Source organism: Alteromonas sp. G4i13, from assembly GCF_054960505.1.
The window spans coordinates 45902-71518 of sequence record NZ_JBHNYX010000013.1; the positions used below are offsets into that span (position 1 = coordinate 45902).

Annotated in this window: 18 protein-coding genes; 7 read left to right on the forward strand and 11 right to left on the reverse strand. The window is 45.7% G+C overall.

Annotation, left to right across the window (positions count from 1 at the left end; translation table 11 throughout):
* The first annotated feature begins 1 nt into the window (after nucleotide 1).
* Genes ACFI6J_RS08400 through ACFI6J_RS08410 form a run of 3 tightly spaced genes read left to right on the forward strand, consistent with a single transcriptional unit; the run spans nucleotide 2 to nucleotide 2901 of the window.
* On the forward strand, nucleotides 2-835 hold the full coding sequence (locus ACFI6J_RS08400) for a thymidylate synthase (RefSeq protein ID WP_014948183.1): 834 nt from the start codon (nucleotides 2-4) through the stop codon (nucleotides 833-835).
* A gap of 9 nt (nucleotides 836-844) precedes the next feature.
* The gene (locus tag ACFI6J_RS08405; protein WP_039224447.1) at nucleotides 845-1915 is read left to right on the forward strand and encodes a response regulator; all 1071 of its coding nucleotides are present in this window, start codon (nucleotides 845-847) and stop codon (nucleotides 1913-1915) included.
* Nucleotides 1912-2901, forward strand: coding sequence for a sensor domain-containing diguanylate cyclase (locus ACFI6J_RS08410; protein WP_039224448.1), 990 nt, complete (start codon nucleotides 1912-1914; stop codon nucleotides 2899-2901). Before ACFI6J_RS08405 ends, ACFI6J_RS08410 begins: the two co-directional genes overlap by 4 nt.
* On the opposite strand, the gene ACFI6J_RS08415 is transcribed toward ACFI6J_RS08410, so the two are convergent.
* The 6 genes from ACFI6J_RS08415 to rapA form a co-directional block, all read right to left on the reverse strand.
* Nucleotides 2896-5079 (reverse strand): response regulator, encoded by a 2184-nt coding sequence (locus tag ACFI6J_RS08415; protein WP_462586017.1) that lies wholly within the window; start codon nucleotides 5077-5079, stop codon nucleotides 2896-2898. The genes ACFI6J_RS08410 and ACFI6J_RS08415 overlap by 6 nt on opposite strands.
* 85 nt (nucleotides 5080-5164) lie before the next feature.
* Nucleotides 5165-6511, reverse strand: a complete 1347-nt coding sequence (locus ACFI6J_RS08420; protein ID WP_014975617.1) for an AmpG family muropeptide MFS transporter — start codon at nucleotides 6509-6511, stop codon at nucleotides 5165-5167.
* 43 nt (nucleotides 6512-6554) lie between these two features.
* Nucleotides 6555-6878: a hypothetical protein gene (locus tag ACFI6J_RS08425; protein ID WP_014948188.1), complete on the reverse strand. Its 324-nt coding sequence runs from the start codon at nucleotides 6876-6878 to the stop codon at nucleotides 6555-6557.
* Between the two features lie 142 nt (nucleotides 6879-7020).
* Nucleotides 7021-7908, reverse strand: a complete 888-nt coding sequence (locus ACFI6J_RS08430; RefSeq protein ID WP_061439413.1) for a DUF3530 family protein — start codon at nucleotides 7906-7908, stop codon at nucleotides 7021-7023.
* Between the two features lie 150 nt (nucleotides 7909-8058).
* Entirely contained in the window at nucleotides 8059-8775 is a 717-nt protein-coding gene (gene rluA, locus ACFI6J_RS08435; RefSeq protein WP_014975619.1) for a bifunctional tRNA pseudouridine(32) synthase/23S rRNA pseudouridine(746) synthase RluA, read from the reverse strand.
* Nucleotides 8776-8824: 49 nt separating this feature from the next.
* Nucleotides 8825-11686, reverse strand: a complete 2862-nt coding sequence (gene rapA / locus ACFI6J_RS08440) for an RNA polymerase-associated protein RapA (RefSeq protein WP_462586019.1) — start codon at nucleotides 11684-11686, stop codon at nucleotides 8825-8827.
* Nucleotides 11687-12015: 329 nt separating this feature from the next.
* Between rapA and ACFI6J_RS08445 the strand changes: the two genes are divergently transcribed.
* Nucleotides 12016-12807: a DUF4019 domain-containing protein gene (locus tag ACFI6J_RS08445; RefSeq protein WP_278343996.1), complete on the forward strand. Its 792-nt coding sequence runs from the start codon at nucleotides 12016-12018 to the stop codon at nucleotides 12805-12807.
* Nucleotide 12808: 1 nt separating this feature from the next.
* Here ACFI6J_RS08445 and ACFI6J_RS08450 read toward each other — a convergent pair whose 3' ends face one another.
* Nucleotides 12809-14206, reverse strand: a complete 1398-nt coding sequence (locus tag ACFI6J_RS08450; RefSeq protein WP_462586020.1) for a hypothetical protein — start codon at nucleotides 14204-14206, stop codon at nucleotides 12809-12811.
* Nucleotides 14207-14727: 521 nt separating this feature from the next.
* On the opposite strand from ACFI6J_RS08450, the gene ACFI6J_RS08455 reads away from it, so the two are divergent.
* The 3 genes from ACFI6J_RS08455 (at nucleotide 14728) to ccoG (ending at nucleotide 19224) form a co-directional block, all read left to right on the forward strand.
* A complete protein-coding gene (locus ACFI6J_RS08455; RefSeq protein ID WP_061439421.1) occupies nucleotides 14728-16125 on the forward strand; it encodes a PhoH family protein in 1398 nt (465 codons plus the stop codon).
* Nucleotides 16126-16218: 93 nt separating this feature from the next.
* Complete coding sequence (locus ACFI6J_RS08460; RefSeq protein WP_061439423.1) at nucleotides 16219-17616, forward strand: aminotransferase-like domain-containing protein; 1398 nt, start codon at nucleotides 16219-16221, stop codon at nucleotides 17614-17616.
* Between the two features lie 234 nt (nucleotides 17617-17850).
* The gene (gene ccoG / locus ACFI6J_RS08465; protein ID WP_061439425.1) at nucleotides 17851-19224 is read left to right on the forward strand and encodes a cytochrome c oxidase accessory protein CcoG; all 1374 of its coding nucleotides are present in this window, start codon (nucleotides 17851-17853) and stop codon (nucleotides 19222-19224) included.
* Nucleotides 19225-19231: 7 nt separating this feature from the next.
* Here ccoG and ACFI6J_RS08470 read toward each other — a convergent pair whose 3' ends face one another.
* The 4 genes from ACFI6J_RS08470 to ACFI6J_RS08485 form a co-directional block, all read right to left on the reverse strand.
* On the reverse strand, nucleotides 19232-20236 hold the full coding sequence (locus ACFI6J_RS08470) for a hypothetical protein (protein ID WP_231506399.1): 1005 nt from the start codon (nucleotides 20234-20236) through the stop codon (nucleotides 19232-19234).
* A 134-nt stretch (nucleotides 20237-20370) separates the two neighbouring features.
* The gene (locus tag ACFI6J_RS08475) at nucleotides 20371-21939 is read right to left on the reverse strand and encodes a tryptophan halogenase family protein (protein WP_061439430.1); all 1569 of its coding nucleotides are present in this window, start codon (nucleotides 21937-21939) and stop codon (nucleotides 20371-20373) included.
* A 317-nt stretch (nucleotides 21940-22256) separates the two neighbouring features.
* On the reverse strand, nucleotides 22257-23639 hold the full coding sequence (cysG, locus tag ACFI6J_RS08480; RefSeq protein ID WP_061439437.1) for a siroheme synthase CysG: 1383 nt from the start codon (nucleotides 23637-23639) through the stop codon (nucleotides 22257-22259).
* A 129-nt stretch (nucleotides 23640-23768) separates the two neighbouring features.
* On the reverse strand, nucleotides 23769-25559 hold the full coding sequence (locus ACFI6J_RS08485) for a DEAD/DEAH box helicase (RefSeq protein WP_061439439.1): 1791 nt from the start codon (nucleotides 25557-25559) through the stop codon (nucleotides 23769-23771).
* Nucleotides 25560-25617: the final 58 nt, after the last annotated feature.

The window sequence follows — 25617 nt, forward strand, 5'->3', positions numbered from 1 at the left end:
GATGAAAGAATATCTCGCTCTAATGCGCCATGTACGTGATACGGGTGTGAAAAAGGAAGATCGAACTGGTACAGGTACGTTAAGTGTATTCGGCTATCAGATGCGTTTTAATCTACAGGAAGGTTTCCCCTTGGTGACAACAAAGAAGTGTCACCTTAAATCCATTATTCACGAACTACTTTGGTTTCTTAAAGGCGAGACAAACATCGCTTATTTGAAAGAGCACGGTGTGAGTATTTGGGACGAGTGGGCTACCGAAGAAGGCGAGCTTGGTCCGGTTTATGGACACCAGTGGCGCAGTTGGGATCGCGGTGATGGCACTTCGGTAGACCAGATTGCCGAAGTGGTTGAGCAAATCAAAAACAATCCAGATTCTCGTCGACTTATCGTTAGCGGCTGGAACCCTGCAGTGCTCCCTGATACCAATTATTCTCCTAAAGAAAATGCAGCGATGGGCAAGCAAGCACTGCCACCTTGCCATACACTTTTCCAATTTTATGTATTAGACGGTAAGCTTAGCTGCCAGCTTTACCAGCGAAGCGGCGATATTTTCTTGGGCGTTCCTTTCAATATTGCAAGTTATGCTTTACTGACCATGATGATGGCGCAAGTGTGTGATTTAGAGCCCGGCGATTTTATTCATACGCTAGGCGATGCGCATCTGTATTCAAACCATCTTGAACAGGTAGAGTTGCAGCTAAGTCGTGAGCCTTTCGAGCGCCCAACTATGGAAATTAATCCTGAGGTGAAAGATATCTTCGGGTTTTCCTTCGACGACTTTACGCTTAAAAATTACCAGTCACACCCACATATTAAAGCCCCTGTTGCCATATAAGGAGTTACCATGAGTACTCCTATATTAATATGCGACGACTCAGGTTTCGCAAGGCGCCAGATGGCGCGCAGTTTACCTGATGGGTGGGACGTGGATATTTCGTTTGCCGAGAATGGTGAGCAAGCCCTCGCGCTTGTTCGCGAAGGCAAAGGCGATGTGGTGTTTCTCGACTTAAACATGCCGGTAATGGACGGTTATCAAACCATGGAAGCCATTCGCCAACAGGATCTTCCTTGCTTGGTAGTTGTCGTTTCCGGTGATGTACAAGCGCAAGCGCGAGAAAAAATGCTCGCTCTTGGTGCCCTGGATTTCATAAGAAAGCCAATTGATAACGAAAAACTCAGCCACATCCTAGCCTCTTACGGGATTTACAGTGGCGAGACGCATTCTTCAGGCGCGAGCTTACAAAAAGCGCAAGACGATAGCGACTCAAATGCCGTTTTAGCCAAGCGCCAGATGAGTAAAGAAGATCAATTAGACGCATGCCGTGAAATGGTCAATATTGCCATGGGGCGTGCGGGTGAGAATCTTGCTCAACTGCTAGGTGAATTTATTGATTTGCCTATCCCAAACGTCAACTTAATTGAAAGCAACGAACTGTCTATGGCGGTTGCGGAAATTAATCGTAACGACAGCGTGTCGGCAGTTTCAAAAGGCTTTATTAGTGAAGGTATAAGCGGCGAAGCGCTGGTTATTTTTAACGACACAAACTCTCAAAACATCGTTGAACTATTAAAGTATCCGCCGTCGGCTTCCTCCGACAAACTAGCGCTAGAAGCACTAATGGATGTTTCCAATATTCTTATCGGTGCCTGTTTAAACGGTTTGTCAGAGCAGTTAAATGTCGCCTTTAGCCACACACATCCGGTGTTACTGGGACAGCACCAAGGACTATCAACGCTTCTAAGTGATAACGTGCAGCGTTGGGGCAAGCTCATGGCTATCGAAATAGGTTATGCCATTAAGGCCAGAGATATTTCCTTTGACCTGCTGTTGCTATTTCCTGGTGATGCCATGAACCATATCTATTCTCGGCTGCTCGATGATGACGCTGTGACACAAGACAAGGAAAGTCTATGAATGCATCAACAGACGCACTTTCCACCGGTGCTTTAGTTAATTCTTCTCAAGTACCCGCAGAGCTTCTCGACTCCATTGAAGTGGGCATTGCAGTGCTAGACCGCAACTTCAAGGTTCAAGTGTGGAACAAGTTTCTTGAAAACCATGGTGCAAAGAAAGCGGAAGCAATCATTGGAGACAGTCTTTTTTCTCATTTCCCGGAAATAGAAGAAAAATGGCTGAGAACCAAAGTCGACCCTGTGTTCAATTTGAAGAGCCCGGTGTTTATTATTTGGGAGCAGCGCCCTTACTTGTTTAAGTTTGGTTGTAATCGTCCTGTAACCAGCGCTGCAGAGTTCATGTACCAAAATGTGACCATGTTCCCTATTGTCGATAAGCGCGGCAACGTAGAGCGGTTTTGTATGCTTGTTTACGATGTCACTGAGCAGGCGCTCGGTAAGCGTGGAATGGAGCATCTTAACGAAGAGTTGAAAACTGCGAGCCGCGTGGACGGTCTCACTGGGCTATATAATCGTCGCTACTGGCAGGAACGCTTTGATGAGATGCACAAACTTTGTGTGCGCCGAGAAAAGCCAAGTACTGCGCTTATGCTCGATATCGACCATTTCAAACGCATTAACGATACTTATGGTCATCAGGCTGGGGATAAGGTGATTAAGATGTTAGCAGCGCTGATTAAGCGCTGTGTGCGGGAAACCGACCTTGCAGGGCGCTACGGCGGCGAGGAATTTGCCATTATTCTGAATGACTCTTCGGTTGAAGATGCCAAGATAGTGGCCGAACGTATCCGACAATTAGCACAGCGTTTAGTGGTAGAACACGAAGGTGAGTCAATAAGTTTCACTGTAAGTTTAGGCCTTGCACAATTCTCTCCTGATTTTAAAGGAGCGATGGCATGGCTTGAGTGTGCCGATCAGGCGCTTTATGAAGCAAAAGAAAACGGCCGAAATCAATATCGCATTTATGCAGCACCTGGCGCGTTATAGTGCTAGGCGTAGGGTGTTTTTAAGCTCTTGAAAGGTGACAGGCTTCACTAAGTGGTATCGAATACCTGCCTGCAGCGACGCTTCTTTATCGCTTCTGTGGGCATTGGCCGTAAGGGCGATGATCGGAAGGTCAGGGTGACCTTCTTTCATTATTTTAGCGACTTCCAAACCATTGATATCTGGTAAGTTGATATCCAACAGCACACAGTCAAACGCATTTTCACTCACTCTAATAATAGCGTCGTCACCGGTGTAACTCACAGTAACTTCGTGGCCCATACATTGAAGCATATACTCCACCATTTCTGCATTAATGGGCTCGTCTTCTACCAGCAACACATTGGCCTTTTTCGTTGTTTCAACAACTCTTGCGTTACTTGCTGTAAGGTGATGGAGCGCATCTACAAAGCGGTTTCTATCGATGGGTTTAACAAAACTTTGATAGATGGGCAGTTCACTGTTTGCAATAATGTTGGCAATATCTGGGGTTGCTGACAGCACAATAACGGGCGGTACCCGTTCACCAAAAATCGCCTTAAGCGTCCTCACTAGTTCAAGACCATTCATGCCCGGCATATACAAATCGGCAATAATGCCTGAAAACTGGAGTATTTCTTCGTGCAGATTGAGCAAGTTCGCACCAGATGAAAACGTGCGTGCGCTAAAGCCCTCTTTGGTAATAATTGATTGTAAATGCAGCCTAGATATCTCTAAATCGTCAACTACGGCGAAGGTCGCATTAGACGGTGCTGAATTTGTAGCGGGAAGATCCTCAATAGGTTTCAGAGGCAGTAAAATTTTAAACTCTGTACCCACTCCAACTGTACTGGTTACCTGTAGTGCACCGCCCAGCTTATCAACGCTGCGTTTAGCTACAGACAAGCCAATCCCTGCACCCGGGAAACGTTGGCCAGTTGAGTGTTCGCCGCGATAGAAGCGTTCAAACATGCGTTTTTGCGTCGCCTCATCAATTCCTATTCCAGTATCACTAATTATAATAACGAGAAAAATCCCTTGGTTTTTCACCAAGGTTGTAACGGTGACGTCGATCAGTCCATTAGCCGTAAATTTAACGGCGTTATCAAGAATGTTAACTACCACTTTAGAAAGGGCGACAGGATCCGTTTCTGCGTAATGGGGCACACTGTGACTACAGTGCATATTAAATTCGATTTTTTTGTCTTTTACGCGTACAGAAAACGGCGAGATACATTCGTCGAGCAAGCTGATTAGGTCGACATCTGAAAAGTGCAGGTCGTCTTCAGTGTTATTGGTTAATACATCGGTAAGGTTGTTGGTAAGATTAAGAAGTCGATAGCTGGATTGTTCAGCCTGCTGAATTAGTCTGGTGCGCTGCTCTTCCATGTTAGGAATAAGTTCAAGAGCACTGATAATTGCACTTATTGGCGCTCTGAATTCATGGCTAATCAGCTGCAAAAACTCTTTGTTTTGCAAATCTCTATCGTCATCCACCATGGCAAGTCTCAACTTCGATTTACCAAACTTTTTAGGCGACTTGTTTGCGTTACTTTTGTAAAAAAGCCATGCAATAAAATACCAAAGTACAATGACGACTGCGCCCAAAATAGTAGTGAGAAGCATCTTATTGCGCAACGCCTGAATACGCAGTAACAACGCGTTTTCTTCCGCCTGCATGGCATTGAGCATAGGCAGCAGGCTAAATTGCTGTTGAATACGTTGAGTTGCGTCGGCTATCGGCAACTCAATAAGAGTATGAAGTAAATCTAGTGTGGTTTGCGCGACCTGCCGTGCAGACGCGCTATTCAATCCTTCTTTTGCTATTGCAAAATCTCTTTCGGATAAGACTGTGGGCGAGATTGCTTGGCCTGCATTACTGCGAAGGTATTCAGATATACCTTGAACGGTGACCTGTAGCTCGCGCTTTAAAATAGTGTAATTCGCGGGTCCAGAAAACGCGCTGTTCTCCATCCGAAACGTAAATTGATTGATACTAGACTCAGTGGCAAGAATATTGTCCTCTAAATAACTCTGCTGCTTTAAGGCTGTTATGAGTGCTTGTTGCTTGCTCATCAGCGCGATTAAAACCGCAATAACAACCATAGCGATCAACAGTGCTGTAACACTCACTTTTGAAAAAGTGAATGTCCGCGAAATTGATGATTTGCGCTGCGACTGGCCAGCCTGGTTTGAGCTCACGTTCATCCTTGCAAGTAATATGCGGTAGAGATACCTACCTTAAATGTAGGCAACTAACGCTAACTTGCAAGGAAGTAGAAAAAAATTACGGTGACTCAACGCGCTTTATGTGGTGCCTAATTGAATACAAAAAGCAAAGGCTGGGAATTACCATGACTGCTGTGAGAATAAAGAACAGGCTCCAATTGCCTTCAAGACTATCTACAACAAAGCCGCTGCTAGAAGCGACCAAGGTTCTGCCCGCAACACTCAGGGAGGCCATGAGTGCGTATTGGGTTGCACTAAACGCCCGATTACACAATAGTGAGATAAACGCGACCATAGCAACGGTGCTCCAAGCCCCTGTAAAGCCATCGACAATAACGGTTATGGCTAAAAGAGATGTGGAAGGGCCTGTTTGCGCGATCAGTGCAAATAGTAAGTTAGACGCGGCCATGGCCACACCCGCAATCATTAATCCGCGGTAAATACCGTAGCGAATGTTAACCAACCCACCTAACAGTGAAAACACAATGGTTACCCACCAGTTGAGCAATTTTGAGTAAGTAGCGATATCGCTATTAGAAAAGCCAATTTCTTTATAAAACACGATACTCATGCGGCCTAGAAAGGCTTCACCGATTTTAAATAGAAAGATGAACAGTAAAAACGACGCCGCTAATTTAACGCCGTTTCGATTGAAAAATTCGGCGAATGGCGTGACAAGAGTAGTTTGTATCCAGTGAAAAACGGGAGACTGCTTTGTATCTTTGGCTGTTATCTTTTCAAGTAAGGCTTCGCGGTCAATTTGTGGCTCGTTCGCTAAACACGTGGCGCACATTAATAAAGCCATGAGAGCACCGAGTAAAAGATAAATGTTTGGCCAAGTCCAAGATGTCATGTCAGCCAAGAAGAACGGGATAGCACCAAGCCCGCCATAACCTGTCCACCAGCCAGCGGTGGCTACTGAAGACGCAGCTGACATGCCGTCTTTGTCGTCTTGGGCAATACAGTCAATGCGAAAACCATCGATGGCGATATCTTGCGTGGCTGAGGCAATAGCAATAAGCAAACCGATTAATGCAACGTAAAACAAATCTTGGTCTGCAGTGAGTTGAGACATCACTAAACACAGCAAAACTACAGAGCCTTGCATAGCGAAAATCCAACCTCGTCGTTGACCTAATAGTGGGGGCTTGATTTTGTCGACAAGCGGAGACCAGAGAAAATTAAAAGAGTATGTCGCGAAAATAATGCCGAATAAGCCGATGGCCGAGCGAGACAAACCTTCATCTTTGAGCCAAGCAGATAGCACTGAACCAATCATGATCCAAGGGAAGCCACTGGAAATGCCGAAAAGAAATATACTGAGGTATCGTTTGTCGTTAAACGTTTTTAAAGCGTTGAGCAAAACTGCGGCCTTAGGCAAGAATACAAAAGCATATTGAGCCATGAACCACAGTGAGAAGCAATAACGCGTTGAAGTGAAAGTTTTTCTATGGACGAATGCCGACGCAGTCGAGTGGGCAATGACCCAAACCTTCAAGGAAATTCACGCAGTTATTTAGTTCATCTACAAGAAACTGGTCGTTAATTAGCTTGTCTTCATTCCAATAATGCACTTGGTGAAGTAAATGCCAAAAAACCCGTTCTTTTTGAGTATAGGGCTGCGTTAAGGTGTAATCAATTTGCCCCCATTCTTCCATACTATCCCAAAAGAATAGCTCGATTTCCTCGATAGGAAGCTCTCCTTGCCAAAATGCTCTCAAATAGAAACACAGCTGCTTTGCTTTGTTATCTACGAAATCTTGAACACTCACAAGTAACTCAACCGTCTATGTTTGCTAAAAGTATTATAGTTCATAACAATGTTACTGCTTAGGACAGAGGCTTGCTATTTACACCATTAAATTTAGGTAATTGTTTTGGATACTAATTTAGCGTAATCGGTAAATTATGGAATTACCAGCCTAGGTGGCGAGTCCAACCAATAGTACTATTTGCAACTATTTGAATATGAGGGGGTTTCTGAAATTCCTTTATACTAAAGGCTAACAAATTGCTGGGGATAATTATTTGCCGATAGTGCATTTTTAGTGCGTTTTTTGCGCTAGTCTTTCGCTTTTGCGTGGTGCTGTTCGCCCAATCGTTAAATCCACTTAGTGACAGATCCAATATTGGAAAGCTGGACTGTGCTATATTATCTATAACTAATGTATTCGTTGATTCTTCTGGCCAAAAAGGTGAAATGGCTACGAAAGTGTCTGGATGAAGTTGAGGCTGTTGCTCTACGACGGACAAGTAAGTTGTGGCCAGCATGCCTTGTGCAATGACCATACGGTAGCCCGAATTGTCTTGTAGATAATTATTCAATGCATTGAGTTGTAAACTCAGCGCTGAAGTTGCTGATTCAAAATTGAGATACTGCGTAAGTTGATTACTTCTGGGGTGGATATTTGGGGCTGACATAGACGTAGTTTCAGAGTCTGACATGTCGGTGTTTGTAAATTCAGCAGGTAGGTTCTGCTGGGAAGTGACATTGACCGGCAAATTAAACGGACTTATCACTACATTCCAGCCTTTTTCAGCAAGCATGTTGGCAAGGCTATTTCCCTGCGCGAGAGTAAGGCTAGAGGGAAAAGGCTCAGTGAGTATGATAGCCACACCCAAAGGTAACGGTGTTTGCGCTTCAATTTCAATAATTGGGGATTCCACTTCTCCAATCATCAAAGGTTTCACTTCTCCAGGTAGATAGGCGTGACTAACATCTGTGAAAAAGTCACAGTGAGCTGTCATAGGCAATAGCGAAACAATAACAGCAAATGTTAAAAGGAGAGCGGGCCTTTTCATAAAATGTGGTTTGCCTTTACCTTAATCTGGATCTATTCAGCTTGGACAGCATCAAATTAATTCGTGCATCAAGCGTTATACGAAGGTTATCGGCAGTGTGCGTTAAAACTAAAATGGAGTCTATTGATAAAGTTGAGTAGCGTTAAAACGCTACTCAATACTTTCTGAAAGCGGCTTTGGGCAAAATGGACTAAAAGGGATGGCGACATTAAAGTGCAGCCAATGCCCAAGTGTCGGGTGCGAAAGACTCAAGCTTTCAGCATGAAGCTGTAAACGAGGCGCCATGGATAACGCTTCTTCATGGGCATAGAGTCTATCTCCCAAAATAGGGTGACCCAAAGCAAGCATATGTACTCGCAGTTGGTGAGAGCGACCGGTAATGGGATAAAGGGCAACGAGAGAATAGGGTCGCTCTTTTTCATCCAGTGTGCGCTCAATGACGTCAAAGTGCGTTACGGCTTTTTTACCGCGCTCGAAGTCTACCATTTGCTTTGGCCTGTTTGGCCAGTCGCAAATAAGGGGAAGGTTAACCTCTCCGCTGTCTTGTTCTACATGTCCATGAACCCGAGCGAAGTAGCGCTTTTTAGTTTGACGTAATTCAAACTGTTTCGAGATATGGCGATGGCTGTCTTTATTAAGCGCCAGCACCAAAATACCCGAAGTCGCCATGTCTAAGCGATGCACTACTGTGGCGGTGGGATACACTCGGTTAACCCGGCTAATTAGCGAGTCGCGGTGCTCCAATGCTTTGCCCGGAACGCTCAATAGCCCGCTAGGTTTATGCGCAACCACCATGTCCTCATCTTGATACAAAATATCAAGATAAGGTGTCATCGGTGGGTTATAAACAAAACTTGGGTTCGCCATTATGTACTCGTTACTTCACAGTCGCTTTTGAATGTTTAACCTTTCGAGGTTACGGGTTATTTACCACAATACGAATGGCGTCCAGCTGAACATCTGCATCCTGAATAACTTTATCAAGGGCGTTCATTTGCGTTTCAATAAACTCAATTTCGCTGTCACGTACTGCTGGGTTACGCTTTTGAAGATCGCGCAAGCGCTGTATTTCTTCGTTAAGCGTGCTGTGCATGCTGTTAAGTGCGTCGTGTTGCTTTTGGTTAGCTTGCTGATGGGCAAGCTTACGCGCCTTTTCAATGGCAAGCTCAAGCGGCTGTTGCAAGGCTTTTAGAAGCTGAGCCGAGATCTTACGTCCAATTTTACGCTTAACGTCGAAGCTCAATTCAGACGGGTTTCCTTGCGCATCTAAACACACTCGCACGGGCGTTTGAGGTAAGAAGCGGCCCAACTGAAGCGCTTTAGGCGCTTGCGCCTGCAGCACAAACAACGCCTCAACCCAATAAGCGCCTTTTGGCAAAGACGGCTCGGCAATGAAGCCCATGCTGCTCTTTCCGTGTACGTCGGTGAGTACTACGTCCATGGCGGTATGCACAAGTGGATGATCCCAACTTAAAAACTGTACGTTTTCTAGCGTGGTGGCTACACGGCGCTTGTAAGTAACCGTCATGCCTTCTGGGTCAAGGCCCGGAAGCTGGCTCACCATCGACTCGGTTGGCATAAGAATAAAGCAGTCATTGCCTTTTTCATCCTGCTGAACACCGATAGCATCGAAAACGCGACCCATAAAGCGCGACAAATCTTGTTCGCTATCAAGGGTAATAATGTCTTCAAGCAGTTGTTCTACGCGGCCTTCACCCGAGGCATTAAGCTCAAGAAGGCGATCGCGACCGGCTTCAAGCTGCGCCACGAGCTGGCTATTAAGCGTAACACTCATGTTCACTAGCTCGTCACGCGCGCTCATATCGTCAGGGTGTAAGCACGCACCAATAAGCAGAGGCTTAACGTCGTCGAATACACCAGAGCCCGTGGGGCAGGTCTTTTCAAAGGCATTCAGCCCTTCGTGATACCAATCTAGTAATACGTGCTGCGCGGTTTTCGCTAAATACGGCACGTGAATTTGTACGGTTTGGGTTTGGCCAATACGGTCAAGACGACCAATACGTTGTTCAAGCAGATCTGGCGTGATAGGCAAATCGAACAGCACCAAATGATGAGCGAACTGGAAGTTACGACCTTCGCTACCAATTTCACTACACAGTAGAACTTGTGCGCCGTCTTCCTCATCAGCAAAATAATGGGCCGCCTTGTCGCGCTCCACAATGCTCATGCCTTCGTGGAATACACTGTGGCGAATACCGGTTTGCGTGCGAATAACCTCACCTAACTCTTGCGCTGTGCGGGCGCTTGCGCAAATAAGCAGAATCTTTTCTGGCTTAACGCTTTGCATGAAATCAAGCAGCCATTCAACGCGCGGGTCTTGCTTGGTCCAGCTGTTAACCACGCTTGCCATACGTTCAGGATACAGTGAATAGGTTAAGTCGCCGCCGCTCACGGCATCTGAATAAACCTCAGGCAAAGCCAGTTCGTAAGCGCTTAATTTACGCATCGGAAAGCCTTCGATATTGGCGCGGCGGTTTCTAAACAGCATACGACCTGTGCCGTGACAATCGATAAGTTGGTGCAGCAGCGCATGGCGATTTTCCGGCGCACTTAAATCACCCGCATGTTCCATTACGTCAGGCGCGAATTCTGCGAGTTTGCTGCGTTGTTTGTCGTTAGGCTCGGCGTCTGAAAGTAATGGCGCTACCGCATCGGCCAGTTGGCTGTATTTCGATTCTTCATCTAAGAATGCATCGTAGCTATGGAAGCGAGCCGGGTCGAGCAGGCGCAAGCGGGCAAAGTGGCTTTCGTGACCAAGTTGATCAGGCGTTGCGGTAAGCAGTAATACGCCTGGCGTTTGGTTTGCCAGCGCTTCCACACACAAGTATTCGGCAGAGGGAGCCTCACTTGACCACGCAAGGTGATGGGCTTCATCGACAACCATTAAATCCCATCCTGCAGCTTGAATTTGCTGCTGGCGTTTTTTGCTCTTGCTTAGGAAGTCGATACTACAAAGTACTAGCTGGTCGTTTTCGAATGGATTCACAGCGCTCGCGTCAGATGTTTCGTCATCTTGTAAGCCTTCGCTCTTCTCTATAGCCTCGCAACGACTTTCATCGTAAATGGCAAAAGGAAGGTTAACGCGACGAAGCATTTCAACTAACCATTGGTGCATGAGCGAGTCTGGAACCAAAATAAGCACGCGCTCTGCGCGGCCTGTTTTAAGCTGCTGGTGAATAATCAACGCGGCTTCAATGGTTTTACCAAGACCTACTTCATCGGCAAGTAATACGCGAGGTGCGTGTCTGCCGCCTACCTCTGACGCAATGTGGAGTTGGTGCGGAATAAGCGATATGCGCGCACCTGCAAGACCAATGGTGTTTGAACGTAAGTAATCGTATTGATGATCTAAAGCACGCTCGCGCAAATCGAACCATTTAGGGTTGTCTAATTGCTGACTGAACAGGCGCTTTTCAGGTTGGTTCAAGCGAATGTGGCTGTCTAGCATGGTTTCAGGTAATCGCGCTTGCGCTTTGGTGTCTTCGCGAAGCCCGTGATAGATGAAAAGATCTTGGCTTTCTTCTTTTTCAGTAATGGTCATTTCCCAGCCGTCTTGGCTTTTGACCGTTTCGCCAATTTCAAAAATTAGTCGCGTAAGCGGCGCATCTTGCTTAGTATACTTTCGCGCTTCGCCTGTTGCTGGATACAACACTTCGACAGAACGGAAGTCGCTACCAATAACGACACCTAACCCCAGCTCTATTTCTGTGTTGCTTAACCAACGCTGACCAACTGAAAATTGACTATCTGAACTCATAAATCACCAACCTATTTTTCGGGGGGCGGTATTGTACGCATTGCGTTGTGATAAGTCATTAATACTAGCTCATTTGATTTGCGGTTGCAGGTGGGGGGATTGAGTACCTATGCCCTGCGTTAACAAGACGATTAGCACTAGTAGGCCTTCTTTGCTTCACAACGAGAGTGCTGGTAGCAAAAGAATAAGAACGTTGACGTGCCCATCAGGCTTGCTTTGTCACAGGGTTGGCGTAAAACTGTCGTATCACTGACCATGGATATTTCTTACTGTTAACCGCGTTACGTTTTTAACGTATGTGAATCGCAGCTAACAGGAGGAAGCGCGAGATGGATATGAAAGTAGACAGTCAAAAGCTTATACAACTTCGCAATGCTAGGGCATGGAGTCAGCAGCATCTGGCAGATGTGTCTGGATTGAGTTTGCGTACTATTCAGCGAATTGAGAAAACACAATCTGCATCACACGATTCAATAGGCGCACTTGCTTCAGTTTTCGAAACGACGCCCGATGCGCTTTTAATGGGGGAAACCCATGCCACCACAAGTCATGCTCAAGGGCAGCCAACCTCGCAAACTTCTACTGCGGGCGAGAATGCCGCAGCTCATCATTCAATTAAGCTGCAGGGTGACCGGCCAACGTCGTTGAATCCCCAACATGTTCTTTGGGCCACGCTAGCGCTCGCCATCAGTTTGTTCGTTGCTATTTATTATGCGCAAACGGTCAATGCAAACAATGGTAGCAACCAAGTAATTGAAGCTGGCAAGCCAGTTAATGTCAGTAGCGAAGTCCTTGAAGATGCAACAAGTTGGCTGGAACTTATCGACAGCGGTGAATATGAACAAAGCTGGAAAGAGAGTGGGGCTATTTTTAGAAGCGGTATTTCAATCGCTAAATGGACCGAGGCGATGCAGCTAGTCAGGGAGCCATTGGGGGCGGCCAAGTCGAGGGAAATCGCGTTAGCACAAGCGCCAACTTCACTGCCTGGATTGCCTAAAGAAAACTACCTGATTTTGTCGTTCACCACTGACTTTGATTCCCAGACCACAATGAAAGTAGAGACCCTTTCTATGGTGGAAGTTGATGGCGAATATAAAGCAATAGGCTACTTCATTAAGTAGCCTACTCAGGTAACTGGTACAAAGTTTCAATTCCTTGAATGGCTTTGAAAGCATCATCGCTCGTTGCATTGTTGATGGCTTTGATAAGTTCAGGTGCATTGTAGGGTTCTAACAAGGTTAAGAACGTCGCTGTGCCAGGCGGCATGCCACTATTCACTGCTTTTTGAAGTCGCTTCCATACGGTGAACAGCGACTCCTCACCTAACGTTTTTTGTTGCACCACGCTATCGATGGCGCGGTGCATTATCATCCCGCATGAATAATAAAGATTGAAGTGCCCGTTTTTATAAGCACGAGCCAGCGTTGTCTGCGCCAGACCTTCAGTACAGCTCTCGAAAGCGCGGGTCATTCGGCTTTCAACGTAGCTATTGGCGTCTTCGTAGAGGAAGTTCATGGCGATTGCCGCAAAGTAGTCGGCGTTGCCCTCGTGCAGCCAAGACTGCTCCTCGTTTTCTGATACACCTTCGGTACTGCCGGGCTGATATAAATGGGCGACTTCGTGAGCAAAGAACCAAAGTGTTTGGTTAACAAAGCTGCTGTTATCGGCCTGCTCATTTAAGTCTTGTCTGTTCCAATGCATAAATATCTGGTTAGGTAGTGTGCCGCCTTGTGTAGAGTGATCATCTACGTTTGCATAAGAGGCAAATAACATGGGCTTTTCGCCCTTAAGCGGATTAAGAGAATGGGAGAAAAATGCCATTATGTTGGGTAAATCTTCTTCTAGCGAAGCTTTAATGCTTTCAGGAAGCCCGGGATCAATTAGGGCAACCACATCATCGGTAATAATTGGCTGTTGCTTACCCACATACACGACTCTTCCATCATTGTTATCTGTCCACGACACGCTGCTTTTCATTACTTTGCCATTCAACAATATGTGTTCATCACTGGGAACATTGAGTGTCAGGTGCCATTTATTATCTTCTTCAGTACAGGCATTAGCACAAGCAAACAGTCGCCCAGAGTGAAAGGCATTTCCACCATCAGAAAAAGGAGAAAATGGTGCGTAATCTTTACCCAAGTGTTTATAGGTGGGCGTCAGTAAAAATGACACGGTAGAGAGGGGCCTGCCTGACTTCGAACGTACAAGTTCTTGGTGTTTGACGTTATCAAAGACGATTTCTATGTCGTTGTCTTGCGCGAACCAACGTGTTGTTCTTGATGTATCTGGATTTCTAATAAAAGCCAGCGTTTTGGCTGGCGTAGTTAATGTGTAAGTGACTACCCATTTTTCAGACGTATCAGCCGTGCTTTTCTCAACCTTGATTAGAATGTTAGAAGGGGAAGAATCATTGAGCGCTTGGCTATTCGCCCATGCAATTTCAACGTTAAAGCACGCCAGTAGCGCTAACGTCATGCTTATGGCCGTTTTTATTTTTGTGATGTTAAGCCAATTCATAGCTGATCTTTCCCTGAGTGTTATTAATTTAAACGTATCCACTTTATTGAGGTGTTGTGGCATTGGGTTAGCACCCGTGTTTAATTCACCGCTTCAACAAATACACCTTAGCCTATTTGGGTATTAAAAACGCAACTAAAGCTGCGCTAACTGTAGTTAAAGTGTGAGCATTTGTTACGAACCAAGTATGCCAGTTTCTTGTTAATGCAGAATGGGAGCGCTGTGCTATCTCATATTACGTGAAGGGACTGCTCTTCGCTTATCACTTGCTCTAACGAAAAATAAAAAAGAAAAAACAGTGCTAAATCTCAAAAACTGGATTATGGTGGAATTAAGGGTTCGCTAATTTAACAAACGAACCTTTGAGGCAGAAAGAGTAGTACTGCTTCTCAGTCGACGCGAGTAGGGGAAGAAGTCCTGTTTCGAGCGGCATTCTCCTACAACCGTAACTGTAGCTTGTTAGCGCGTGCGTTCATAAATGAACAATACGTCTAACCTGGCTTTATTTACCGGAGTGAAGGATGCCAAGAAAAAATTCTACCGATACTAAGATTTACGTCCTCGATACCAATATTCTGCTGCACGAACCTCACGCTTTTCTCTCCTTTAAAGAACATGACGTTGTTATTCCAATGACCGTATTGGAAGAGCTCGACTACATCAAAGACAGCAAAAAAGACGTGGCGCGTGATGCACGGGTATCCATTCGGGCAATGGAGGATTTACTCCATGACGCAACGCCAGAAGATATGCTAGCGGGTGTATCGATGGAAGGGTTGGGCGCGGGTCAAACGGCACCTACAGGGAGTCTATCTATATTCGCCGACCTCAACATGGTTGAGGCTCAGCAAGTGTTTACCAGCAACGAGAATGACAACCGCATTATTAACGTAGCGCTGCACTTGCAAAAGACGTTCGCGCCGCAAAAAGTGGTGTTGGTTACCAAAGACTTAAACATGCGCCTTAAAGCGAAAGGGGCAGGCCTCGCTCATGTTGAAGACTACCGCACCGACCAGCTAATTACTGACATCAAATATCTATCTCGCGGGTTTCATACCTTTGAAGGTAATTTTTGGGACAGCGTAAAAAGCGTGGATAGCCGCAGCGAAGGGCGCGACACTATTCACACTATCCCCAAGTCTATGTTGTTAGAAGCGTATGTAAACGAGTTTTTGCTCGACGAAACTAAACAGTTTGCAGGTTTAGTAGAAGAGATCACCGACGATCATTTAGAGGTGTTGGATTTAGGTTACGAACGCTTGATGGGTCGTCATGCCTGGGGCATCACACCCAAAAATATAGGGCAGGCCATGGCGCTTCATGCGCTGCTAGACCCACACATTGATATGGTTATTCTCACAGGCCCTGCCGGTAGTGGTAAAACGCTCCTTGCGTTAGCTGCAGCCCTTGAAATGGTGGTAGAGCGTAACATGTATGACAAAATCATTGTCACGCGAAGCACGCCGGAAATTGCTGAGTCCATTGGCTTCTTGCCGGGAACGGAAGAAGAAAAAATGTTGCCTTGGTTGGCAGCAATTACCGATTCTTTGGAAGTACTCCACAAGCACGACGAAAATACCAAAGGGTCTATGAATTACATCATGGAAAAAGCCAACATTCAGTATAAGTCGGTAAACTTTATGCGAGGCCGAAGTATTCAAAATGCGATTGTGATTTTGGATGAGTCGCAGAACTTAACCGCGTCACAGCTTAAAACCATCATCACACGTTGTGGTGAAGGAACGAAGCTGATAGTGGGCGGTAACTTGGCGCAGATAGACAGTAACTATCTGAGCGCAGTGACATCGGGTCTTACTTACTTGGTTGAGAAATTTAAAGACTTCTCGGGCAGTGCCACTATAAACCTAGACGGCGTGGTAAGAAGTCGTCTTGCGAGTTTTGCTGAAGAAAATCTATAACCTAAGATAATGCGTAAATTGGCAGTATTGTTTTTATAACAGAATACTGTCCTCACTGTTATACTCCGCTGGTGGGAACTATCGGAGTATAACGTGGCTAAATACGAAGTTTTAGCTCACCAACTTAAAGAGCAGATTGAGCGCGGCGTGTGGGTAGAAAATGAAAAGCTCCCATCGCTTCGCAAACAGGCAGCACAAACAGGCTTCAGCCTAATGACAGTGCTGCACGCCTATCAGATGTTAGAAAGCCAAGGCATAGTAAGCTCCCAAGAACGTTCGGGCTTTCTGGTAACAGCTAAAGCGAGCAATGCCTCAAAAGAACGTGTACAGGCCACAGAAGCCGTCAGTATTAACGACTTTGTATATGAAGTGCTGCAGGCCTCTCGCGACCCCCACATGTTCAGTTTAGGATTTGCTTACCCCGACCCAAGCCTTTATCCAAGGCAACATTTAAATAAGTCTATTGCAGCTGCCGCCCAGCAAATTTCCTTGACCAGCGCCATGGATAACTTGCCTCCAGGTAACCTGGACCTTAGAAAAATCATCGCTAAGCGCTATGCCGTCAAAGGCGTGAATATATCGCCTGATGAAATCATTATTACCGCTGGTGCGCTAGAGGCGCTGAACTTGAGTTTGCAGGCATGCACCACACCAGGAGACTGGGTGGTTGTTGAGTCGCCGGTGTTCTATGGAACGCTTCAGGCGCTTCAACGTTTAGGTCTAAAAGCGATTACTGTAACGGTATCACCCAACACTGGCCTGGATGTAGCTGCACTTGAGCGCGCATTTAAAAATCATAATGTGAAAGCCTGCTGGCTTATGAGCAACTTTCAAAATCCAGTTGGATACTCATTGAGTGACGTTCAAAAACAGCAGGTGGCCGCGTTACTCGATAAGTATAATGTTGCCCTTATTGAAGATGATGTGTATGCCGAGCTTTATGCTGATAAGCGTCCACCTCTGCCAATTAAGCATTTTATGAAAGAGGGAGATAGCATGTTGTGTTCATCGTTCTCCAAGTCTTTAGTGGCAGGTTACAGAATAGGGTGGGTCGCCGCAGGTAAGCGTGCCCTTGAAATACAAAAACAGCAGCTTATGAGTACATTGGCAACCAGTGCGCCGATACAGCTTGCGCTTGTAGACTATTTATCCACAAAAAATTACGAGTCTCATTTAAAGCAGCTGCGAAAAAAACTCATCGCTCGTAAGAAGACGATAACGGCGCTGCTTACCGACCTTCTATCAGACGTTGCGACTATTCATACACATAGCGGCGGCTATTTTTTGTGGGTGGAATGCCGGGGGCATGTTGATGCAATGGCTATTTATAAAGAAGCGTTGCGTTTACACATCACCATTGCGCCTGGAAAACTGTTTAGCTTAACCAATGAATTTAACCATTGTTTTCGTTTAAACGCGTCGTTTGCTCTGAATGAAGCGAAGCGCAATCAACTGCTTAAGCTTTCGTTATTTATAAAAAGTCTTTCATAAATAACGTGTTATCAATCTGCGTAACGCAAACCGTAGTTTTTGCACATTCTGTATAGGGCGCAGGTTTGAAACAAGAAAAACATACACCTTAAAAATCTGTGACTTCAAAGCCTACGCCTTAAATATCTGCGCCTTAAAATCTATTGCAACTGATCTATAAAGAAAGCCCTAATCTGTTTCTATTTTAACGGCCCTAAATCCCTACCATTAGCGCAAAATTTTCGGAGAAAGCTAATGACGGCAGTTAAAATTCGGCAGGAAGACATCATTGCTTGTACACCCGTAGAAAACAAAAAAATCTATATCCGTGAGGAAACCGGGCACTTTCAAAAAATACGTCGATACTTGAATGTAGTATTAGTGACGTTGTTTGTTGCGCTCCCCTTTATTCAATACCAAGGACAGCAGGCGGTTTTGTTTGATGTGGGGCGTCAAACCCTCACGCTTTTTACATGGGTGTTGTATCCACAAGACCTCATGATTTTTGCCTTTCTGTTTATTCTTGCGGCTTTTGTTTTGTTTTTAGTAACCCGTCATTACGGGCGAGTATGGTGTGGCTTTACTTGCCCTCAAACCGTATGGACTCTCGCTTTCAATTGGGTAGAGCGCCGTATTGAAGGTACGCACAATCAAAGCAAGGCTTTAGATAAGCAGCCTAGCTCACTAACAAAAGTAGTCATAAAGGGGGCAAAACACAGTGCATGGTTGGCATTAAGCCTTATTACTGCGCTGGTTTTTATGTCTTATTTCTATCCGGCATCTCGTCTATATACGGAGTTTTTCACTTTCTCTGCGCCTGCGTTAATTTCAGGCTGGACTATGTTCTTTACCGTTTGCACTTATGCCAATGCCGGTTGGCTTCGAGAGAAAATGTGCACGCATATGTGCCCCTATTCTCGCTTTCAAGCTGCGATGTTTGATAACAGTACGTCATTGGTTACTTACAACGAAACCAGAGGAGAAAGCCGCGGACCAAGGAAGCGTTTTTCACAGCACAAAGACTTGGGCGATTGTGTGGATTGTAATTTATGCGTTCAAGTCTGCCCAGCAGGCATAGATATTCGTGAAGGAATTCAGTACGAGTGCATTAACTGTGGTCTGTGTATTGACGCATGCGACAAGGTCATGGCCAAATTTGGCTATCCACTCAAACTTATCAATTTTTCGCGAGCTGGCAGGAATTCTGGGCGTAAATTCACTAACTATCTTTACGGCGCCGCAATCATTGCCATACTGCTCGCAATGGGCGAGTGGGCTATCGACAGGCAGGACTTCGAGGCTTCAATTAGCCGTGACCGCAACGCGCTTTACAGGGAGAACAACGCGGGACACATTGAAAACACTTATACGTTAACCGTTTTAAATAAATCCCGCGTGGCCAAAACCTATGAAATTGCTATAGAAACGCCATCAGATATGCAGCTTATTAACGTACCGACTATAAACGTAGCACCAGGCGAAAAGCGAAATGTGCCGTTTTCAGTTGAAGCATTGTCGCCAATGGCTAATACCATGCAATCTGTTAGCTTTGTTATTATCGATAAATCTACCAACAGTGTGATTGGCAATGAAGTGATGTTCTATTCAGGGAATAACAGGCAAATGTAGATGAAACTTACTCTACTACTTCCACTTGGTAGCGCCCGGTCACAATGTTGCGCTCTGTATCTTCGGATACTTGCCCGAAGGGAATGAGTGCCGGACCCGTAGGATCATAGAGCACGTAAACGTCGCCATCGTGCTCAATGGTTCGGTCATCTGCCATGGGGGTTAATGCAATTCCAAGCAAGGCGTGGTTGGGCAGGTAAAGTACAATCATCTTTGTAGTGGGTAAAAAAGCTCTTACCATTGAAGACGCTAACACTGCTTTACTGTCACAGTCCCCTAGGTTCTGCATAAGCACACTTATGGGCGGCGCATACCCAGAGCCATTACTCACTACTCTATCTTCTAACGTGTCGTAAGGGATGCTTTGCAGCCAACTGAGAATTAAAGAAAAATAGGCTCTAGAATCTGACTCAGACGCGACTTTCTCGTAAAACGCTTGAGAAACGGACACCAAAGGTTTTACTGACTCAGAGATGTAACGCAGGTGATCTGGCTTTATGGCACTTTGGTTAAATATGGTCGTAAAGCGCGTGAAGTAATGTTCACGCAAGTAGCTATCGTAAGCGTTTTGCTGTACGTCACGTAAATGCGCTTGAACGTCTTCTATTTTCTCTTCGTCAGTCCCCGACACTTTAATATTAATGGCTTCTCTCAAGGGCTTGATTGTTATTTTTGCGTCCTTGGGGTCGATAGCCTTTGCTGCTTTGGTCAATGCAACAGTCACGTGTCGCTGTGCTATTTTGGGCTTGTAATTTGTCTGCCTGAGCGGCAAATCTTCAATTGACTCAAAGGGAATTTCAAACCTGAGGTTATGTCGCTGCTTCGCACCGTCAATCCATTCGTAATAGAACTGCATGCCGGTATCAGTCTTCTTTCTTTTGAACTCGAGTTGTTCAGAGAGCGCATGCTGAACATGGAAAACCACAAGGATCGTAGCAAGACCAAGGTATCTCGTTACCTTGCTAATAAAGCGCCAAATGTTCTTTTTTTTCGAGGAAGTATGAAGCTTCATTGTTATCGTTGGGTTAACTTAATAATTGATCACTCATTTTGTGAGTATGCGCGTGAAAATGAAAAAAACAAGGCAAAGGCTATTTTGAAGCCTTTGCCTTGGGTCGTGCCAGCCCATTACCCTAGCAGAGGTCGTCAATAGTGCATTGAGAGACCTTGGGATTGTGCTACTTGATTCAAAAACTGTCGATTAGTGGGTAAACCACTGAGTTGTTGCTGAATACTTTGTACATGTTTTGCGTAGGCATGCCGCTGTTCAGGAGTGTGCAAATTGGCTTGATAGACATCATTGTACTGCGACCTGAATCCCATGCCGTATAGAACAAACAAATAGCTGGCCGCGGGGAACAATTCCTCACGAAGTTCAAAATCAGATGAAATAGGGCTGCGGCTTTTCCACAGGGTTAACCAATCTTGTAACTGGGTGGAACAGCTCTCTTGGTTTCGCATATCACGCCAGTACGCAGAAGCTTCACGTTCACTCAACACATAATGAAGCTTTAGGAAGTCGACTATTCTTTCCCATTTTTTTTCGAAAGCCTGATTAAACTGTCGACCAGCCGCTTGGCATTCTTTATATGTTCTAGGCAGTTGTTTTGCTATGTGGGTGGCAGATAATTCAATCATGACAAGCGCCGACGCTTCCAAAGGTTCTAGGAAGCCAGCAGATGTGCCGATGGCGACACAATTCTCTACCCAAAGCGTTTTACGGTAGCCCGGTGAGAATGTGATCTTTCTCGCTTTGCTAACATCCACATCAGCGGTTTTCTTGTCGTGCTTTAAGTAGGTCTCCAGTGTTGCTCTTGCTTCATCTTCACTGCAATGCGCCGAGCTATACACGTATCCCACACCTTTTCTCGAAGGCAAACCAATATCCCAAACCCAGCCACTGTCTTGAGCTGTTGAGTGTGTGGTAGAGGCAATATCAACTGAGCTGTCAACGTAGGGAGCTTGGATTGCGATAGCACTATCGTTGGCCAGTACGTTGGAGCATGATGTTAAGGGAACACCATAGTGCTGACCAATTAACCTTGCCGCAAAGCCTGTACAATCTATGAATAGATCACCAGTAATATTACCGTGTTCACGACCCACTATTGCAGCAATAGGTTCTGAAGATGAGCCAACCACATCATCCACATGATCCACAATATGTTGAACACCTAAAACCGTTGTCGCGTGCTTTTGAAGTAAGGCTGCAAACTTGTTTGCGTCAAGGTGATAACCATAGTTTGCAATGCCAGCATACGCAGGCGTTTGACGCTGCTTGGGGGCGAGATGGTGGTCGCATAATGCGGCCTGGGAACATACGGCATGTGCAAAATCTTGCTCTGCTGCGTAGCTTTGCCACCATGCCGCAACGTCGCTTTCAAAGTACCTAAATGGCAGGCTGAAAGGGTGGTAGTACTGATGTTCAATGGTGTCTGAGCGCCAATTGTGAAAACTGGTACCCTGCTTAAAAGACGCATTGCACTGGGCTAAAAAGGTTTCTTCACTGATACCAATTTTAAGAAGCGTACTGCGCATAGTAGGCCACGTCCCTTCGCCTACACCCAATATACTGACATCTGGTGACTCAACTAAAGTGACACTAATATTGTCATCGTGCTTGTGCGTTACAGCGATGATTGAAGCGGTTAACCAGCCAGCGGCACCACCACCTACAACAACAATACGACGAAGGGGGCTATTCGCTTGATGCATATTTTTCCCAAAGCCTACTTTATGGAAACAAAATGTTAACGATTTGGTTTTTCTTAAATGTATATTAAATGGGGCTTAAATGTAAGTGGAAACGTTTACATAATTAGTCGGTAGTCAGGAAATAGCGCAATTAACTACGAGTACAGGCAGCATTGTTTACTGCCAATAATACACAGGGAAATTATTGGGGCAGATGTTGGTAGTCGGTTGGGAAATTGCGGCAGAGCAATGTTGAAGAGGAGGGAAGTAAAAGCCGACGTTCTTAAGCGGAAAGCTGGTACAGAGCCCCTTTATTTACACAAAGGGGTAGGAAGGGATTATTGGTACCAGTTTAGTTCGTCACGTAAACTAACAACTGAACCGACGATAATAAGTGTAGGAGGCTGTAATTGCGCCTCTTCTTGCTTAGCCACAATATTGCTTAGCGTGCCTGTTAGTACCGCCTGCTTTTCGGTAGTCGCCGATTGAACTAAAGCGATAGGCGTATTGGCATCAAGACCGTGTTCAATGAGCTTTTCGCAGATAATCGGCAAGCCTGTCAAACCCATATAAAACACAGCGGTTTGATTCTTCTGTGCAAGGGCAGGCCAGTTGAGGTCGATAGTGCCATTTTTTAGGTGACCGGTGGCAAATACCACAGACTGGGCGTGATCGCGATGAGTAAGTGGAATGCCAGCATAGCTAGACGCCCCGCTTGCGGCGGTAATGCCGGGAACTACCTGAAAGTCGATGCCGTGCTGAATAAGTGTTTGAATTTCTTCTCCACCACGTCCAAATATGAATGGGTCGCCGCCTTTTAAACGCACCACACGATTGCCTTTTTTAGCTTCATCAACCATTAGTTGGTTAATGTCGCCTTGAGGAAGCGTGTGATTGCTTTTGGCCTTACCCACGTAGATTTTCTCAGCGTCACGGCGTACAAGCTCAAGAATTTGCGGCGATACTAAGCGATCATAGACTACCACGTCGGCCTTTTGCATTAAGCGCAAGGCGCGAAAGGTAAGAAGATCGGGGTCGCCAGGACCTGCTCCCACCAAATACACTTGCCCTTCTACTTTTTTGTCCTGAGCCGCGGCTTGCAGTGCTAATTCGAATGCATCATCGGCTTTGCTGTCTTGGCCCTTTTCTACCATTTCAGCAATGTCACCATCGAGCACGTCTTCCCAAAAGTATCGGCGAGCGGTAACGCCATTAAGCGTTTGTTTTACTTTTTCGCGGAATTTTTCAGAAAATGCGCCAAGTCGACTTAAGTTAGCAGGCAGTACAGTCTCTAACTTTTGACGTAAATAACGAAGCAAAACAGGCGCTACACCACCACTACTCATAGCAATAACGATAGGAGAGCGGTCAACAATAGAGGGGGTGATGAATTGGCAAAGCGGCGTATTGTCCACCACGTTCACCAACACTTTGTTAGCGCGCGCTAAGTCGTGAATATGTTGATTAACATCGCCTTTGTCGGTGGCAATGAAGACCATATCTTTATGGGTGAGATCACTATTTTCAAACTCGCGTTCAATAAGTGTCACTTTGTCATTTTGCGCCAATTGCTTCACCGTATCGCAAACCCAAGGCGCCACCACGGTGATGGTCGCAGGTGTCTTCATAATAAGCTCTAGCTTACGGGCAGCTACTTCACCAGCCCCAACAATTAGAACATTGAGTTTTCTGGCGTCTAGGAATAACGGAAAGTAATCCATAAAGGTTTTCTTAGCTTCAAATACAAAAAAAGAACTGACACTATTTTGCGCCAATTCTTTTTAATTAGAAAACAACGAAAACAGCCTTTATATTGCTATTAGTTATATAAAGGCTGAATGTATTGCTATTTAGTTCTTACGCTTACGGTTTTCGCGATCTCCGCGATTAGGGCGGTCTTCACGATTGCCGCGAGGCGCTCTGTCACCACGGTTACCACGATCGCCACGACCTTTAGCCGGCGGTGTATCTGACCATTCGCGAATATTCAAACGCTGACCAGCAACACGGGTGCCCTGTAGCGTATCGCGCGTCTCCTTAGGCATGCCTTCAGGAAGGTCTACCGTGCTGAAGTTGTCATAAATTTCGATAGCGCCAATGTGCTTCGAATTTATGTTTGCTTCATTAGCAATAGCCCCAACGATATTTCCAGGCTTCGCACCATGTACGTGACCTACTTCAATGCGGAAGCGCTGCATGCCTTCTTCAGGCTTGCGGTTTCCACGAGGTACTCTTGGCTTTCTCTCACGACCATCACGGTCACGAGAGTTTCTCTCGCGGCTATCGCGCTGAGGCTTGCTGTTAATATCTGGACGATCTGATTCTTTAAGAATTAACGGTTCGTCGCCTTGTGCAATTTTAAGCAGTGCCGCCATCAATACTTCAGGAGACGCTTCGTTTTCTTCTTTAATCATCTCAACAATAGGCATTAATGATTCAATGCTATCGTCTTGGGTTGCTTCGGCAACCGATTGTTTGAAGCGGCTTAAACGGGTTTCGTTAATTTCGCTAATTGAAGGAATTGGCATTGCTTCAATAGGCTGCTTAGTGGTTTTCTCGATAGAGAATAACAAGCGCTTTTCGCGATGAGAGATAAATAGGATCGCATCACCTTGACGACCAGCACGACCCGTACGGCCGATACGGTGTACGTAAGATTCGCTATCGTAAGGAATATCGTAGTTAATAACGTGGCTTACACGCTCAACGTCAAGACCACGGGCTACAACGTCGGTAGCGACAAGGATATCAATTTTACCCTGTTTAAGTTTTTCAACGGTGCGCTCACGAGCTGCCTGAGGAATATCACCGTTTAGTGGTTCTACATCGTAACCACGAGCAGAGAGTTTATCTGCTAGTTCAACCGTAGCGGTTTTCGTACGTACGAAAATGATCATACCGTCGAACACTTCCACTTCCATGATACGCGTTAGCGCTTCAAGCTTGTGGTGTGGTGCAATTTGGCAATAACGCTGGCGAATGGTGCTAGCTGTACTTACCTTAGACGCAATTTTAACGTGCTTAGGGTTTTTCAAATATCGCTGAGTAATCTTCTTAATTGGGCCAGGCATAGTTGCCGAGAACAGTGCGGTTTGGCGCTCTTCTGGTGCGTGGCTAAGAATAAGTTCAACGTCATCGATAAAGCCCATACGAAGCATTTCGTCAGCTTCGTCTAGCACTAAGAACTTAAGTTCGCTTAAGTCTAGTGTTTTGCGCTTAATGTGGTCGATGATACGGCCTGGTGTACCAACAACCACCTGAACGCCGCGCTTAAGCTGGCGAATTTGGTTGTCGTACGACTGACCGCCGTATACTGGAAGTACTTTAATTTTTTGACTAAAGCTCGCATAAACCTGAAACGCCTCTGCAACCTGAATAGCTAGTTCACGGGTTGGGGCCAATACCAGTAATTGCGGCTTACGTTGCTCAGGATCGATATTTGCCAACATTGGTAGGGCAAACGCAGCGGTCTTTCCTGTCCCTGTCTGTGCCTGACCGAGTAGATCGTGACCTTCAAGTAGAAGAGGAATACTCTCAGCTTGAATAGGAGACGGTTTCTCGTAGCCAACTTTTTCAAGGGCTTGTAAGATAGGTTCTGGTAAATTGAGGTCTTTAAATGTCATGTCGACAGTTGTGGTCATTAAGGATCCTGGTGCATTAAGTAAGGAGGGTGCGGCATACGATTAAACCGTACTTTTT